The sequence below is a fragment of the Kitasatospora sp. NPDC085879 genome (assembly GCF_040686255.1).
In the GTDB taxonomy this organism is placed as follows: Bacteria; Actinomycetota; Actinomycetes; order Streptomycetales; family Streptomycetaceae; genus Kitasatospora.
This window is the reverse complement of sequence record NZ_JBFBJZ010000016.1, coordinates 103,749-117,998: the sequence shown is the minus strand read 5'-3', so window position 1 is coordinate 117,998 and position 14,250 is coordinate 103,749. Positions and strand designations below refer to the sequence as shown.

The following is a 14,250-nucleotide window of genomic DNA, read 5'->3' as shown; positions in this document are numbered from 1 at the left end:
ACCGAGGGACGGACCCGCACGTGCCGACCGCACCCGTGATCCGCATCGACGTCTCCGGGTCGTTCCCGTGGAGCGTCTTCCACCGGCGGCACCCCGAACTCGTCCGGCAGGTGCTGGCAGCCCGGCCGTACGGACCGGCCGAGCGGGCGGCCGTCGAGGACCTGCTCGCGGAGAGCACCACCGGCCTGTTGTCGCCGCCCGGTACCGGCTTCCACGACCGCGACGAGTGGCTCGCCTGGGGCGACCGCCTCTGGGGCCGGCCGTGGAGCGAGGCGCCCTTCCTGTGGGCGGAGAGCTGGTTCCACCGCCGGCTGCTCGACGCCACCGGGTACTTCCGCCCCGGCCCCTGGCACGGCATCGACCCCTTCGCGCCCTTCAAGGACGCCGAGCTGGCCGGCGAGGCGGTGGACGGCGAACTCGCCGCCCTCGACGGCCTCGCCGAACTGCCGCAGGAGGCACGGACCCGGGCCCTGCTCACCTCCGCCCTGTGGGGCAACCGCGCCGACCTGAGCTTTCGGATGGCCGCCGGGACGGAGGACACGGCCGCCTCCGATCTGGTCGCCGACGACAGCGAACTGCTCCTGGCCGAACTGCGGCGGGCCCGGGGACGCACGGTCTGCGTCGTCGCCGACAACGCCGCCCGGGAACTCCTGCCCGACCTCGTCCTGATCGACCACCTGCTGGCCGCGGACCCGGCCACCCGGGTCGTCCTGCACGTGAAGCCGCAGCCGTACTTCGTCTCCGACGCCACCACCGCGGACGTCCTCGCCGCGGTCGACCGCCTCCGCGCGGCCGGCGGGGCCGCCGCCCGGGCCGTGGGAGGCCGCCTCTGGCGGGCGCTGGAGAGCGGCACCCTGCGGATCGGCACACACGCGTTCTTCTGCGCGCCGCTCCCCTACCGGGACATGCCCGCCGACCTCCGCACCGAACTCGCCGACGCCGCCGTGACGATCCTCAAGGGCGACCTCAACTACCGGCGCCTGGTCGGCGACCGGCACTGGCCGCCGACCACCCCCTTCGCCGCGGTGGCCGACCACTTCCCCTCCCCCGTCGCCGCTCTGCGCACCCTCAAGTCCGATGTCGCGGTCGGCCTGACCCCCGCCACCGTCACCCGCCTCGACACCACCAACCCCACCTGGCGCACCGCGGGCACCCACGCCCTCGTCCAGGTGCACGCCCCGGCCTGAGCCACGGGACGACCGTCAGCCGACGGCCGCCGCGGCACCCGGGCCGAGGCCCGCGCCTCTCGCGTTCCTCAGGGCGGCGCGGACCCTGGCCACCCCTCTCGGGGTGACCGCCTCACCGGTGCCGACCGCGACCGTTCGCGTGCCGAGACCCGCACAGGCACGGCAGATTCCGGGCCGCGGCACCGGGTCGTGGCATCTGCCGCACTCCGAGTACCGGGCGACCGCAGGCTGTCGGTGCTCCCGCACCGGAGGCATCTTGCGTTTCAGGCGGTGGCGCAGCATCCCCAGCGCCGAGTGGACCGTGGCGGGCAGATCCGGCAGCAGGGCCTGGGCGAGGTCGGCCTGGCCGCTGCCGCGTTCCAGCCAGCTGGCGACCAGTGGCGCCAACTGCAGGGCCTCGGCCTGGCCGAGGCGCAGCCGGGGCTCCGGCCGGATCACCCGGAACAGCATCGCCAGGGCCTCGTCCGTCCGCCCGGACGTCCGATCGGCCGTCCGCCCCTCCTCGACCGGTTCCGCGGCGTCCGCCGCGTCCGCTTCGGCCTCGACCGGTGCGTCCGGGAGGGAGGGTTCTTTCTCCTGGTTCTTTAAAAGCGCGTCAGTGCCACCGCGGTGCGGCCCACCGAGACCCTGGGTGTCGGCAGTCGGTGCGGCCTGCTGCGGAGTGTCGTAGACGTGGATCACGCTGAACCACCGGCCGCCAGGGCCCTGACTTCTGACCACCCGGTAGTAGCCGGCCGCGATCAACTCACGGAGCGCCTTGGCGACGGCCGTCCGGCCCTGCACGCTGGTGTCGGCCATGATCCGGCTGTCCTCGCGCCAGCCGTCCGGCCGCGAGAGGAGGTCGACGAGCAGCCCGCGCGCGGTGTAGCTCAACCGCCGGTCCTGCAACGCGACATTCGGCAATACCGTGAAGTTCCGTGCCGGTTCAGTACGATGGATCTGCATCGGGAGTTGTGCTCCTGCTGCCGGGCCCCGGGGTGTTGCTAGCGCCGCCGGGGTCATCTTCGTCTCTGTGCGGACGGAACGTAACACACGCAGCGTCACCCGATCGACACGGTCCGTGTCGGACGCAATCGCGCACCGTTCGGTCAACTCCCGCACCGCGGCGGGCTCATCGAATCACGACAGCGAGAGACCCGACGACCGACCGCCCCCACAGAAGACAGCCCCCGCGCCACGGGCGAGCAAACCGCCCGCCAACCCAAAGAGGTCCAGACAAAGCAGAAACCCCAGGTCGCTGACCTGGGGTTTCCTGCTGGAGCGGGCGACGAGAATCGAACTCGCGCTCTAAGCTTGGGAAGCTCATGTTCTACCATTAAACTACGCCCGCATCTGACGACCTGTCATGGATCGCCCGATCAAGCACCACTGTACCCCATTCGCGAAGCGCTTCGGGGCATGGCGTGAACGCGCCGCCGGCCCGGTGCAGGAGGGTGCCCGAGGGGCGTACTGTGTGGGCCGTTCCGGCGGCGGGAGAGCGGCGAGCCGCTGCACGCGGTGTCCGGAACATCCCCTAATGTGACGCTCGCGTCCGCGGCGCGGCCCTCCGCACGGGCATCCCGCACGGGCCGGACGGGCCGCGCCCGGGGCGCGAGGCGGACGGGGACCACGGGGAAGTATGGGAAGGGGATCGATGGAGCAGCGCACCGTCGTTCGTTGTGCCGAAGGGCACCTGTTCAGCACCACCACGTTCCCGATGCAGAATCTCGGTGCCGCCCGGCTCGGCCCGGGCAGACTCATCCGCTGTCCGCAGTGCGGACGTCTGCGGAGTTCGGTGCCGGCGGACGTGAGCGAGCTGTCCGGGGCGCAACTGGCGCGCGCGATGCGGCTGGAGGCCGTGGAGTTCCTCGCCTGAGGGCGTTCGGGCGCGGTCGTGGGGCCCGGGCGGATCGTCCCTGATTCGTCCGAGGCCCCACGTTGCCTTTAACCTCGACCTCGTGCTGCTCTCTGACAAGGACATCCGGACCGAAATCGACAAGGGCCGGGTCGTGATCGACCCGTTCGAACCGTCGATGGTCCAGCCCTCCAGCATCGACGTCCGGCTGGACCGCTTCTTCCGGGTGTTCGAGAACCACCGCTACCCGCACATCGATCCCTCCGAGGAGCAGCCGGACCTGACCCGGCTGGTCGAGCCGGAGGGCGACGAGGCGTTCATCCTGCACCCGGGCGAGTTCGTGCTGGCCTCGACCTTCGAGGTGATCACGCTGCCGGAGGATGTCGCCTCACGTCTGGAGGGCAAGTCCAGCCTGGGCCGTCTCGGCCTGCTGACCCACTCCACGGCAGGCTTCATCGACCCGGGCTTCAGCGGCCACGTCACGCTGGAGCTGTCGAACGTCGCCACCCTGCCGATCAAGCTGTACCCGGGGATGAAGATCGGCCAGCTCTGCCTGTTCCGGCTCTCCTCGCCGGCCGAGCACCCGTACGGCTCGGCGCGCTACGGCTCGCGCTACCAGGGCCAGCGCGGCCCGACGCCGTCCCGCTCCTACCTGAACTTCCACCGCACCCAGGTCTGACACCGGCCCCGCGGCCCTCAGGGGCCGCGGGAACCGTCCCGGGGAGCGCAACGGCTGTGGGCCGCCGATCGGTGATCGGCGGCCCACAGCCGTGTCCGCGTGTGCGGGATTACTTCGTCTCGGCCAGGCAGAGCACGAACTTGTCGCTGAGCAGCTGCTGGGCCAGGCCCGCGGTGGAACCCTCGACGGTGTTGCAGGCGTTCGGGTCGAAGGAGTTGTCGACGACCGAGATCACCTTGTAGTTGGCGTCGGCGCTGCCGCAGGCGACGGTGTCGACCTTGGGGTCGTTGTCGCTGCCGCTGACCTTGACGCACTCGCCGGGCTTGGCGTGCACCGGCTTGTCGGCGGCGGCGTAGCCGATGCCGAAGCTGATGCCGATCTTGACGGCGATGATGAGCACCAGGGTGCCGACACCGATCAGGATCTTCTTGACCGGGCTCTTCTTCGGGGCGAGCACGGCCTGCTGGGCGGCCTGGGCGTAGCCGTCGGGCACCTGGCCGGGCGCCTGGCCGTAGCCCGGCGCGGGCTGGCCGTAGGCGGGGGCGGCCGGCTGGCCGTAGCCCTGGGCGGGACCGAAGCCGCCCTGGGCGGACGGGTCGGTGGGGAGGCCCTGGGGCGGCTGCGGGGTCGTCATGGTGTTCCTCGGCTCGGGGACGGCGTGCTGAATGCACGCGAACGCTACCGAGCGCGATCACCGGGCCGCCCCGAACAATTCGAACAATTGCCACATAGGCCCGCGGTGTTATCGATCTGCAACCGACGGACGGTTGCCGGCCGGGAACCTCCGCGGGCCCCCGCGAGTTCAGGCCCGCTTCGGCCGGGTGACGGCGACCAGCTCGCTGCCGTCCTCGGAGAGGGTCAGTTCGGTGCGCAGCTCGGCGAGTTCCCCGAGGTGGTGCAGGTGGGTGCCGCCGCAGAAGATCCGGGCCGGGCCGGCCGGGAGTTCGCAGTGCCACTGGCGGCGGGCAGTGAGCTCCGGGCCGGGCACGTCGATCGTCACCGCGGCGTCGGCGGCGACCCAGGCGGCGAGCTGGGCGTTGACGGTCTCGGTGAGCGCGGGCAGGGCGTCCGCGAGCGCCGGGAAGTCCTCGCCGGCCTCGGTGGTGAAGCCCTTCTTCCGCAGCGACTTGCCGAGCCGGTAGGTGTCGGTGCTCGCCTCGGTGTCCATCACGGAGGTGGCCATGGCGAGGCTGTCGAAGTCGGGGTTGCCGAAGGCGTCGCTGCGGCCCGGGTCCTTGCGCCAGCGGGGGGCGAGGGCGGCGTTCAGGGCGAGGGCGAGCAGGTGGCAGCCGCTGTGCGAGGCGGAGAGCAGGGCACGGCGCCCGGCGTCCACGGCGAGCTCGGCGGTGCTGCCGACGGCGTCGGCGGGCTCCTGCTCGACGATGTGCAGCACCAGCCAGGACCACTCCTCGTCGCCGCGCCGGACGGGGATGTCCGCGCCGACCAGCAGCTCGCCGCCGTCCGGGCCGACCGCGCCGGTGAGGCAGTCCACCACCGGGTGCGCGACACCGCCCACGGTGAGCGTGCCGAGGTCGGCGGGCTGGTCGGGCCAGGTGTGGTCGAGCGGGTGGAAGGGGGTCGCCTCCGTGACGACGGCGTACCGGCCGCCGTCCAGCGGGTGCACGGCGAGCACCGGCGAGCTGCCGGTCACCGCGCCGGACGGGAAGCTGACGTGGGTGGTGGGGAGGGTCATGAGGGTGCTCCGGGCACTGCGTGGGGCAGACGGACAGACTGTTCACCCTATCGCCGCGGCCCGCCGCCCCCGCCCGTCCCGCCGCACCCGTGCGGGCCTGCCCCGCCGGGGCCGCCGGCGCACGCCGACGGCCGGCCCCCGTGGGGGAGGCCAGCCGTCGAGGGCGGGGCGGCTCAGCTGAGCGTCGGCAGCTTGATGAGGACGAGCAGGGCGAGCAGCTGCAGGGCGGCCGCGCCGGCGGCCTTGCCCCAGGGCAGGTCGTGCAACCGGCGGACCATGGTGGTGAGCAGCACGGCGCAGATCAGCCAGGTGATCCAGCCGACGACCTGGACGACCAGGTTGTTCGAGGGCAGGAACAGCGCGAGCAGCAGCCGCGGGGTGTCGCTCGTCCAGCCGATCAGCACGGCCAGGCCGACGGTGGACTGCCACGGGCCGTCGCCGCCCAGCTGGCGGGCGAGCGCGTAGGTGACCGCGCCGAGCATGGCGCCGGCCACCGCGAAGCCGATCGCGGCGGCGATCAGCGCCCAGGCCGCGACCGAGAAGGTGGAGTTGACGATGTCGTCGTGGGTGGCGCCCATGCCGAGCACGGCGAGCACGCCGTAGACCAGCGAGACGGTGAGGGCGGGCAGCCAGGCCTGGTGGTCCCGCATCCGGTCGAAGGTGCGGGCCGGCTCGCGGTAGATGCCGACCAGCAGTTCCTTCCAGGTCGGACGCGGGCCGGAGACCCGGGGCGCCACCTGGCCGCCGGCGCGGTAGACGGCGACGTTGTCCGGGCCGCCGTAGGCCTCGCCCTGGTGGCCGTAGCCGCCCTGCTCGTAACCGCCCTGCTCGTAACCGCCCTGGCCGTACTGGCCGGCGCCGGGGCCGTCGGGCCCGTACGGGTCCTGGCCGACCGGGAAGGCGCGGGTGTGCCCCTGCCGGTCGTCCCCGTACCCGTCGCCGTAGCCGCCGGGGCCGGAGTGTCCCGGGATGGGCGCGGTGAAGTACTCGGGCTCCCCCGTGGGCCCGCCGCCGGGCTGCTGCCGCGGCGCCGGGCCGGCGGGCGCGGACCATCCCTGCCGGGGATCCGCGCCCTGCCCGTTGTCGTATCGATTGCCAGCCACGCCTCGACGGTACCTGCTCCGGCTGACCGGCCGTCGGTTGATCAACGGCCGGGCACAGGATTGCAGCCGTCCTGTGACGAGGCCGGCGGGGGCGGGGCGGCCGGGCCGCCCCGCCCGGTCAGCGCTGGGCGCCGATGGCCGGGCCGTGCACGGTGACCGCGGCGCTCTCGCCGGCCGGGCAGCCGCCGGGGCCGGCGGTGGTGCGGACGGCGCCGACCGGCAGCAGCGTGCCGCAGGCGATCCGCAGGCCGCTCGGCAGCTCGTTGTCGGACTCGACGGTCGCGCCGTCGCCGATCACCGCGCCGTCCAGCGAGGTGCGGGCGCCGATGACGGCGTAGGCACCGACGATGGAGTCCTTCACGTAGGCGTCGGCGCCGATCACCGCGCCGGGCAGGATGACGCTGCCCTCGACGATCGCGCCGGCCTCGATCTCGGCGCCCTCGGAGACGACGGTGCCGTTGCCGAGCACCGCGCCCGGGTCGACCTGGGCGCCGGGCAGCAGCAGGGCCTCGCCGGTCGGGCCGGGCACCGCCGGGGAGTCGACCTTGCCGAGCACCAGGTCGGCTGAGCCGCGGACGAAGGCGGCCGGGGTGCCGAGGTCCAGCCAGTACGAGGTGTCGACGACGCCGCGCAGCAGGGCACCGGTGGCGAGCAGCTCGGGGAAGGTCTCGCGCTCGACGGAGACCTCACGGCCGGCCGGGATGCGGTCGATCACCGAACGGGTGAAGACGTAGCAGCCGGCGTTGATCTGGTCGGTGACGATCTGCTCGGGGGTCTCGGGCTTCTCGAGGAACTCCAGCACCCGGCCGTTCTCGTCGGTCGGCACCAGGCCGAAGGCGCGCGGGTCCTCGACCCGGGTGAGGTGCAGGGTGACGTCGGCGCCGGCGGCCACGTGGCCGTCGCGCAGCGCGGCGATGTCGAGGCCGGAGAGGATGTCGCCGTTGAACACCAGGACGGGCTCGTCCGGGCCGCAGGTGAGGCCGGCGGCGGCGTTGCGGATGGCGCCGCCGGTGCCCAGCGGCTCCTTCTCGGTGAGGTAGACCAGCTCGATGCCGTACGGGCTGCCGTCCTGGAAGTGGTCCTCGAAGACCTCGGCGAGGTAGGAGGTGGCGAGCACCACACGGGTGACTCCGGCCGCCGCGGCGCGCGCCAGCTGGTGCGCGATGAACGGGACGCCCGCGACGGGCAGCATCGGCTTGGGGGTGTGGGTGGTCAGCGGGCGCAGCCGGGTGCCCTTGCCACCGACCAGCATGATCGCTTCGGTCATGGTCTGAGCTTCTCCCCTATGTTCCGGTACGGGCCCGGCCGTGGTCGTCACGTGGCCGGTGTCGATGTTTGACGGCGTGGCTGGCCGCGGCCTCCGGCCGTCCACCAGCGGACCCGCAGACCGCGTGTCCAGCGCCTACTGTATTTCCTCCCGAGGCGCCCCCCTCCGCACGGTCCCCCGTTGTGTCTTCCCGACAAAACGGGGACGCCGCGGATCCGGTGCGTCAGGGCAGCAGCCATCCGGCAGTGGGCTGGGTGCCGGCGTTCGTGCCACCGGTGTTCCACAGCTGGGAGACACGCTCGGCGGGGAGGGCCTGGTTCCAGATCTGCACGTCGGTGAGGGCGCCGTCCCAGTGGTCGGTCCAGGTGTTCTTCCAGCGGGTGCGGCCGATCTGCAGGGGGCCGGTGGTCTGCCAGATGCCCGACACGGAGGTGGTCTGGGCGAGTGCGCCGTTGACGTACAGCCGGATCTGCTTGCTGCCGGCGTCGTACATACCGGTGAGCATCACCCACTGGCCGGTGGTGGCCTGGCCGGTGGAGAAGGCCTGGCGGCTGGTGCTGTCCTCGCCGCCGGCCGCGGTCTGCACCTTGAACACCCACTGGTTGTGGCTGCCCCAGTAGTCCCGGCCCAGGTAGAACGAGTAGTAGCTGCCGGTGCCCTGGCTGACGACGGCGCGGGCGCCGGTGGCCGCGTTGTTCCGCACCACCGCGGAGACGGTGAAGCTCTTGGAGGTGTCGACGACCGCGGCGGAGGTCTGCGCCCAGCCGTCGGCGCTGCCGTGCAGCAGCAGGGCGGGGCCGGTGCGGCCGGGCGCGGTGCCGACGGCTGCGGCCGGGCCGAGGGAGGCCGGGCGGGTGCCGCGGACGTCGTCGAGCCGGGTCTGCGCCGCGCTGGGGGCGGCGGACCGGGTCGCGGAGGGGCTGCCCGTCGTGGAGGGCGAGGCCGGGGCGGAGCCGGACGGGGATCCGGAGGGCGCCGCCGAGGCGCTCGGTACCGCGCTGGGCGGGCCGTCCACGGCGAGGGTGGCCGCCGCGGTGGGTTCGGCGGCCCGCGGCCCGTCCGGGGCGTCCTGACGCAGCAGGAGGGCCGTGGTGACGATGCCCGCGACGGCCAGCACGCCGGCCACGGCGCCACCGGTCATCAGCAGCCTGCGGCGGCGGTGCTGCCGTTCGTTGGCCTCGGCGAGCGCGGCCCAGTCCGGTGTCGGGCCGCCGGGCGGCGCGATGCCCACCGCGGGCAGCAGGTAGGCGGGCCGTCCCGTTCCCGCCGGGTCCGTGCCGTGCGGCGGGCTCCCGGGCCCGGGTATGCCGCCGCTGCCGTTGTGCGCTGTGCCCCCGCCATCGCTCATGGGCGCTCATGCTAGGGCACCGTCCGGGGCCGGACGCGGCCCGGCCCCGTGCGCCGCGGGGGCGTACGGGGCCGGGCCGTCGTGCCGGTTCGTCGTGCCGGGGTGTGTCAGGCCTGGACGGTCTCGGGCTCGGGCTCGACGGGCGTGGCCTTGACGGAGTCGAGCAGCAGCTGGGCCACGTCGACGACCTTCAGGTGCTCCTTGGCCGCGCCCTCGTTCTTCTTGCCGTTGACCGAGTCGGAGAGCATGACGAGGCAGAACGGGCAGGCGGTGGAGACGATGTCCGGGTTGAGGGACAGCGCCTCGTCGACGCGCTCGGTGTTGATGCGCTTGCCGATCCGCTCCTCCATCCACATCCGCGCGCCGCCGGCGCCGCAGCAGAAGCCGCGCTCCTTGTGGCGGTGCATCTCCTGCTGGCGCAGGCCCGGGACCTTGTCCATGATCTCGCGCGGCGGGCTGTAGACCTTGTTGTGGCGGCCCAGGTAGCACGGGTCGTGGTAGGTGATCAGGCCCTCGACGGGGTTGACCGGGATCAGCTTGCCCTCGTCGATGAGGTGCTGCAGCAGCTGGGTGTGGTGGATGACCTCGAAGTGCCCGCCGAGCTGCGGGTACTCGTTGGCGATGGTGTTGAAGCAGTGCGGGCAGGTGGCCACGATCCGCTTGACCGGGGCGTCCTCCAGCGCGGCGTTCAGGGTCTCGACGTTCTGCGCGCCGAGCATCTGGAAGAGGAACTCGTTGCCGAGGCGGCGGGCGGAGTCACCGGTGCAGGACTCCTCCTTGCCGAGGATCGCGAACTTCACGCCCGCGGTGTGCAGCAGCTCGGCGAAGGCCTTGGTGGTCTTCTTCGCGCGGTCCTCCAGGGCGCCGGCGCAGCCGACCCAGTAGAGGTACTCGACCTCGGCGGGGTCGATGTCCTGGCCGATGACCGGGACCTCGATCCCGGTCTCCTTCTTGAGCTCCTTGACCCAGTCGAGGCGGGCCTTGGTGGCCATGCCCCAGGGGTTGCCCTTGTTCTCCAGGTTCTTGAGCATCGTCCCGGCCTCGGTCGGGAAGGAGCTCTCGATCATGACCTGGTAGCGGCGCATGTCGACGATGTGGTCGATGTGCTCGATGTCGACCGGGCACTGCTCGACGCAGGCGCCGCAGGTGGTGCAGGACCACAGGACGTCGGGGTCGATGACACCGCCCTCCTCGGCGGTGCCGACGAGCGGGCGCTCGGCCTCGGCGAGGGCCGCGGCGGGGACGTCCTTGAGCTGCTCGGCGGTGGCCTTCTCCTCGCCCTCCATGGACTTGCCGCCACCGGCGAGCAGGTAGGGCGCCTTGGCGAAGGCGTGCTCGCGCAGGCTCATGATCAGCAGCTTCGGCGAGAGCGGCTTGCCGGTGTTCCAGGCGGGGCACTGCGACTGGCAGCGGCCGCACTCGGTGCAGGTGGAGAAGTCGAGGATGCCCTTCCAGGAGAAGTGCTCGACCTGGGAGACACCGAAGACGGCGTCGTCGGCCGGGTCCTCGAAGTCGATCGGCTCGCCGCCGCTGGTCATCGGACGCAGCGCGCCGAGCGCCGTGCCGCCGTCCTCCTCGCGCTTGAAGTAGATGTTGAAGAAGGCGAGGAAGCGGTGCCAGGCCACACCCATCGACGGGTTGATGCCGATGGTGATCGCCCACGCGAAGGAGATGCAGATCTTCAGCATCGCGAAGACGTAGACCAGGTTGACCAGCGTGCCGTGGGCGACACCGTCGAAGGCGGCGGTGATCGGGTACGAGATCAGGTACGTCGGGTCGTAGGAGTCGACGCCCTCCAGGGCGCCCTCCAGGCCGCGCAGCATCATGATGCAGAGGCCGATGCCGAGGATGGTGTACTCGACGTAGAAGGCCTGCCAGGCGATCGAGCCGGCGAAGCGGGACTTGCGGCCGGCCCGGGAGGGCAGGCTGAGCAGCCGGATCACGATCAGCGCGAGGATGCCGAGCGTGGTGAGGGTGCCGATGAGCTCGACGAAGATGTTCCAGGGCAACCAGTGACCGATGACCGGCAGCACGAACTCGGCGTCGAAGAGCTGGCCGAAGGCGTTCACCAGGGTGAGCACCAGCGAGAAGAAGCCGACGGCGACGAACCAGTGGGCGACGCCGACGACCCCCCAGCGGTTCATCCGGGTGTGGCCGAGGAACTCGGTGGCCACGGTCTTCACCCGCTGGGCGGGCTGCCCGAAGCGGGTACCGTCGGACTGGCCGGTCCGTACGACCTTGTAGATGTACGCGGCCGCCCGGGCGGCGAGCGCAGTGCCGATCACAGTGGTGACCAGCGAGATGACGATCGCTGCTAGCTGCATCGGCTCTCCGTCTCCAGCGGCTGGGGGTGTAGAGGGGTCGCCTCAGTGTACTGGTCGGTAACTTATCGACCCAACGCCCGGACCTTACCGCTCCGTAGCAGCCCTCCAGAAGATGCTCAAGGTATGGCGGCAGTCACTAAGGACATACTCACCCATCCGGCCGCACCGGAGCGCCGACCACGCCCGACCAGGCTCCTTCCAGATGCGGCGCAGCAAAGTTGAGCGACGCCGACTCATGGCTGTTGACGGTGTCCGATCGGTCGTGCATGCTTGAGTGCGTAACGCTCAACTCTCCCATGGAGGTATTTACGATGGCACGCGCGGTCGGCATCGACCTCGGTACGACGAACTCTGTCGTCAGCGTTCTTGAGGGCGGTGAGCCCACGGTCATCACCAACGCCGAGGGCGCTCGGACCACGCCGTCCGTCGTCGCCTTCGCCAAGAACGGCGAGGTCCTGGTGGGTGAGGTCGCCAAGCGCCAGGCGGTCACCAACGTGGACCGGACCATCCGGTCGGTCAAGCGCCACATGGGCACCGACTGGAAGATCAACCTGGACGGCAAGGACTTCAACCCCCAGCAGATCTCCGCCTTCATCCTGCAGAAGCTGAAGCGGGACGCGGAGTCCTACCTGGGCGAGACGGTCACCGACGCCGTCATCACCGTCCCGGCGTACTTCAACGACTCCGAGCGCCAGGCCACCAAGGAGGCCGGTGAGATCGCGGGTCTGAACGTCCTGCGCATCGTCAACGAGCCGACCGCCGCCGCCCTGGCGTACGGCCTGGACAAGGACGACCAGACCATCCTGGTCTTCGACCTCGGCGGTGGCACCTTCGACGTGTCCCTGCTGGAGATCGGCGACGGCGTCGTCGAGGTGAAGGCCACCAACGGTGACAACCACCTCGGTGGTGACGACTGGGACCAGCGCGTCGTCGACCACCTGGTGAAGACCTTCCAGGCCGGCCACGGTGTCGACCTGTCCAAGGACAAGATGGCCGTCCAGCGTCTGCGCGAGGCGGCCGAGAAGGCCAAGATCGAGCTGTCCTCCTCCTCCGAGACCTCGATCAACCTGCCCTACATCACGGCCTCCGCCGAGGGCCCGCTGCACCTGGACGAGAAGCTCACCCGGGCCCAGTTCCAGCAGCTGACCGCGGACCTGCTGGAGCGCTGCAAGCACCCGTTCCACAACGTCATCAAGGACGCCGGCATCCAGCTGTCCGAGATCGACCACGTGGTCCTGGTCGGCGGCTCGACCCGTATGCCGGCCGTCGCCGAGCTCGTCCGCGAGCTGACCGGCGGCAAGGACGCCAACAAGGGCGTCAACCCGGACGAGGTCGTCGCCATCGGCGCCTCGCTCCAGGCCGGTGTCCTCAAGGGCGAGGTCAAGGACGTCCTGCTGCTCGACGTCACCCCGCTGTCCCTCGGCATCGAGACCAAGGGCGGCATCATGACCAAGCTGATCGAGCGCAACACCACGATCCCGACCAAGCGCTCGGAGATCTTCACCACGGCCGAGGACAACCAGCCGTCCGTGCAGATCCAGGTCTACCAGGGCGAGCGCGAGATCGCGGCGTACAACAAGAAGCTCGGCATGTTCGAGCTGACCGGCCTGCCGCCGGCGCCGCGCGGCCTGCCGCAGATCGAGGTCACCTTCGACATCGACGCCAACGGCATCATGCACGTGGCCGCGAAGGACCTCGGCACCGGCAAGGAGCAGAAGATGACCGTCACCGGCGGCTCCTCGCTGCCGAAGGACGAGGTCGACCGCATGCGCCGCGAGGCCGAGCAGTACGCGGACGAGGACCACAAGCGCCGCGAGGCCGTGGAGACCCGCAACCAGGGCGAGCAGCTCGTCTACTCGACCGAGAAGTTCATCGCCGACAACGCCGACAAGCTCCCCGCCGACGTCAAGACCGAGGTCGAGACCGCCATCGGCGAGCTCAAGGAGGCGCTGAAGGGCGAGGACATCGCGGCGATCCGCGAGGCCACCGAGAAGGTCTCCACCACCGCCCAGAAGCTCGGCGCCGCGCTCTACGCGCAGGCCGACGCCGCCGGTGCGGCCGGTGCCGGCGAGGCTGCCGGCGCCAAGGACGACGACGTGGTCGACGCCGAGATCATCGACGACGAGAAGCCCAAGGGCGGTGCCGCATGACGGAGAAGGCGCAGGGCGGCGAGCCCGGCGACGACTCCGCTGCGGAGGAGGCCGTTCTGAAGGCGGCCGAGGAGGCTGTCTCGGGCGCCGACGAGCTCGCCGCCGCCAAGCGCGAGGCGGGCGAGCGGACGGCCGACCTGCAGCGTCTTCAGGCCGAGTACCAGAACTACCGCAAGCGGGTCGAGCGCGACCGTCTGACGGTCCGGGAGATCGCCGTCTCCAACATCCTGGAGTCGCTGATCCCGGTGCTGGACGACATCGGCCGCGCCCGTGAGCACGGCGAGGTGACGGGCGGCTTCAAGTCGGTCGCCGAGTCGCTGGAGACCGTGGTGGCGAAGCTGGGCCTGCAGCAGTTCGGCAAGGAGGGCGAGCCCTTCGACCCGACGCTGCACGAGGCGCTGATGCACAGTTACTCCTCGGACGTCACCGAGGACACCTGCGTGCAGATCCTCCAGCCGGGCTACCGGATCGGCGAGCGGATCATCCGCCCGGCGATGGTCGCGGTCGCGGAGCCCCAGCCGGGCACCCAGACCACGTCCGCCCCGGACGCCGACAAGCCGGAGTCCGCCAAGGGTGACGGTGCGGCGGACAGCTGACAATCTGTGCTCTGCGGAGTCGTACGCCGACCTCGTCGGGGTGCGACTCCGCAGCGCCGTGCAGACATT

At 71.5% G+C, this 14,250-nt stretch carries 11 protein-coding genes, 1 tRNA gene and 1 pseudogene; 5 read left to right on the top strand and 8 right to left on the bottom strand.

Translation table 11 applies throughout. From position 1 onward, the window contains the following. Positions 1 to 20: 20 nt before the first annotated feature. The gene (locus AB0P35_RS15245) at positions 21 to 1,187 is read left to right on the top strand and encodes a damage-control phosphatase ARMT1 family protein (protein WP_363510775.1); all 1,167 of its coding nucleotides are present in this window, start codon (positions 21 to 23) and stop codon (positions 1,185 to 1,187) included. Positions 1,188 to 1,202: 15 nt separating this feature from the next. Here AB0P35_RS15245 and AB0P35_RS15240 read toward each other — a convergent pair whose 3' ends face one another. Both AB0P35_RS15240 and AB0P35_RS15235 read right to left on the bottom strand, forming a co-directional pair. Beyond that, complete coding sequence (locus AB0P35_RS15240; RefSeq protein ID WP_363510772.1) at positions 1,203 to 2,060, bottom strand: hypothetical protein; 858 nt, start codon at positions 2,058 to 2,060, stop codon at positions 1,203 to 1,205. Positions 2,061 to 2,443: 383 nt separating this feature from the next. Further along, positions 2,444 to 2,517, bottom strand: a tRNA-Gly gene (locus AB0P35_RS15235). A gap of 288 nt (positions 2,518 to 2,805) precedes the next feature. Here AB0P35_RS15235 and AB0P35_RS15230 point away from each other — a divergent pair. Then, positions 2,806 to 3,042, top strand: coding sequence for a hypothetical protein (locus tag AB0P35_RS15230; RefSeq protein WP_363510769.1), 237 nt, complete (start codon positions 2,806 to 2,808; stop codon positions 3,040 to 3,042). 82 nt (positions 3,043 to 3,124) lie between these two features. Next, the gene (gene dcd, locus AB0P35_RS15225) at positions 3,125 to 3,700 is read left to right on the top strand and encodes a dCTP deaminase (RefSeq protein WP_095873964.1); all 576 of its coding nucleotides are present in this window, start codon (positions 3,125 to 3,127) and stop codon (positions 3,698 to 3,700) included. A gap of 109 nt (positions 3,701 to 3,809) precedes the next feature. Here dcd and AB0P35_RS15220 read toward each other — a convergent pair whose 3' ends face one another. The 6 genes and pseudogenes from AB0P35_RS15220 to AB0P35_RS15195 form a co-directional block, all read right to left on the bottom strand. Then, entirely contained in the window at positions 3,810 to 4,334 is a 525-nt protein-coding gene (locus tag AB0P35_RS15220; protein ID WP_257019123.1) for a hypothetical protein, read from the bottom strand. Between the two features lie 168 nt (positions 4,335 to 4,502). Next, positions 4,503 to 5,393 carry a metal-dependent hydrolase gene (locus AB0P35_RS15215; RefSeq protein ID WP_363510765.1) on the bottom strand — a complete coding sequence of 297 codons (891 nt, stop codon included), beginning with the start codon at positions 5,391 to 5,393 and terminating at the stop codon, positions 4,503 to 4,505. 173 nt (positions 5,394 to 5,566) lie between these two features. Beyond that, on the bottom strand, positions 5,567 to 6,496 hold the full coding sequence (locus AB0P35_RS15210) for a Yip1 family protein (RefSeq protein WP_363510762.1): 930 nt from the start codon (positions 6,494 to 6,496) through the stop codon (positions 5,567 to 5,569). A gap of 193 nt (positions 6,497 to 6,689) precedes the next feature. Beyond that, positions 6,690 to 7,763 (bottom strand): annotated as a pseudogene (locus tag AB0P35_RS15205) (NDP-sugar synthase); the annotation flags it as partial. Between the two features lie 223 nt (positions 7,764 to 7,986). Beyond that, positions 7,987 to 9,111 carry a LamG-like jellyroll fold domain-containing protein gene (locus AB0P35_RS15200; RefSeq protein WP_363510759.1) on the bottom strand — a complete coding sequence of 375 codons (1,125 nt, stop codon included), beginning with the start codon at positions 9,109 to 9,111 and terminating at the stop codon, positions 7,987 to 7,989. Between the two features lie 107 nt (positions 9,112 to 9,218). Further along, positions 9,219 to 11,435 carry a 4Fe-4S dicluster domain-containing protein gene (locus AB0P35_RS15195; RefSeq protein ID WP_095873959.1) on the bottom strand — a complete coding sequence of 739 codons (2,217 nt, stop codon included), beginning with the start codon at positions 11,433 to 11,435 and terminating at the stop codon, positions 9,219 to 9,221. A gap of 311 nt (positions 11,436 to 11,746) precedes the next feature. Between AB0P35_RS15195 and dnaK the strand changes: the two genes are divergently transcribed. Continuing rightward, positions 11,747 to 13,585, top strand: coding sequence for a molecular chaperone DnaK (gene dnaK / locus AB0P35_RS15190; protein WP_095873958.1), 1,839 nt, complete (start codon positions 11,747 to 11,749; stop codon positions 13,583 to 13,585). Next, positions 13,582 to 14,181: a nucleotide exchange factor GrpE gene (gene grpE / locus AB0P35_RS15185; RefSeq protein WP_363510754.1), complete on the top strand. Its 600-nt coding sequence runs from the start codon at positions 13,582 to 13,584 to the stop codon at positions 14,179 to 14,181. Before dnaK ends, grpE begins: the two co-directional genes overlap by 4 nt. Positions 14,182 to 14,250 lie beyond the last annotated feature (69 nt).

What these genes read in the sequence shown, in the direction of transcription:
- AB0P35_RS15230 (WP_363510769.1), top strand. Translation starts at nt 2,806, where the DNA reads ATGGGAAGGGGATCGATGGAGCAGCGCACCGTCGTTCGTTGTGCCGAA.
- AB0P35_RS15220 (WP_257019123.1), bottom strand. Translation starts at nt 4,334, where the DNA reads ATGACGACCCCGCAGCCGCCCCAGGGCCTCCCCACCGACCCGTCCGCC.
- dnaK (WP_095873958.1), top strand. Translation starts at nt 11,747, where the DNA reads ATGGCACGCGCGGTCGGCATCGACCTCGGTACGACGAACTCTGTCGTC.
- AB0P35_RS15195 (WP_095873959.1), bottom strand. Translation starts at nt 11,435, where the DNA reads ATGCAGCTAGCAGCGATCGTCATCTCGCTGGTCACCACTGTGATCGGC.
- AB0P35_RS15200 (WP_363510759.1), bottom strand. Translation starts at nt 9,111, where the DNA reads ATGAGCGATGGCGGGGGCACAGCGCACAACGGCAGCGGCGGCATACCC.
- AB0P35_RS15215 (WP_363510765.1), bottom strand. Translation starts at nt 5,393, where the DNA reads ATGACCCTCCCCACCACCCACGTCAGCTTCCCGTCCGGCGCGGTGACC.
- grpE (WP_363510754.1), top strand. Translation starts at nt 13,582, where the DNA reads ATGACGGAGAAGGCGCAGGGCGGCGAGCCCGGCGACGACTCCGCTGCG.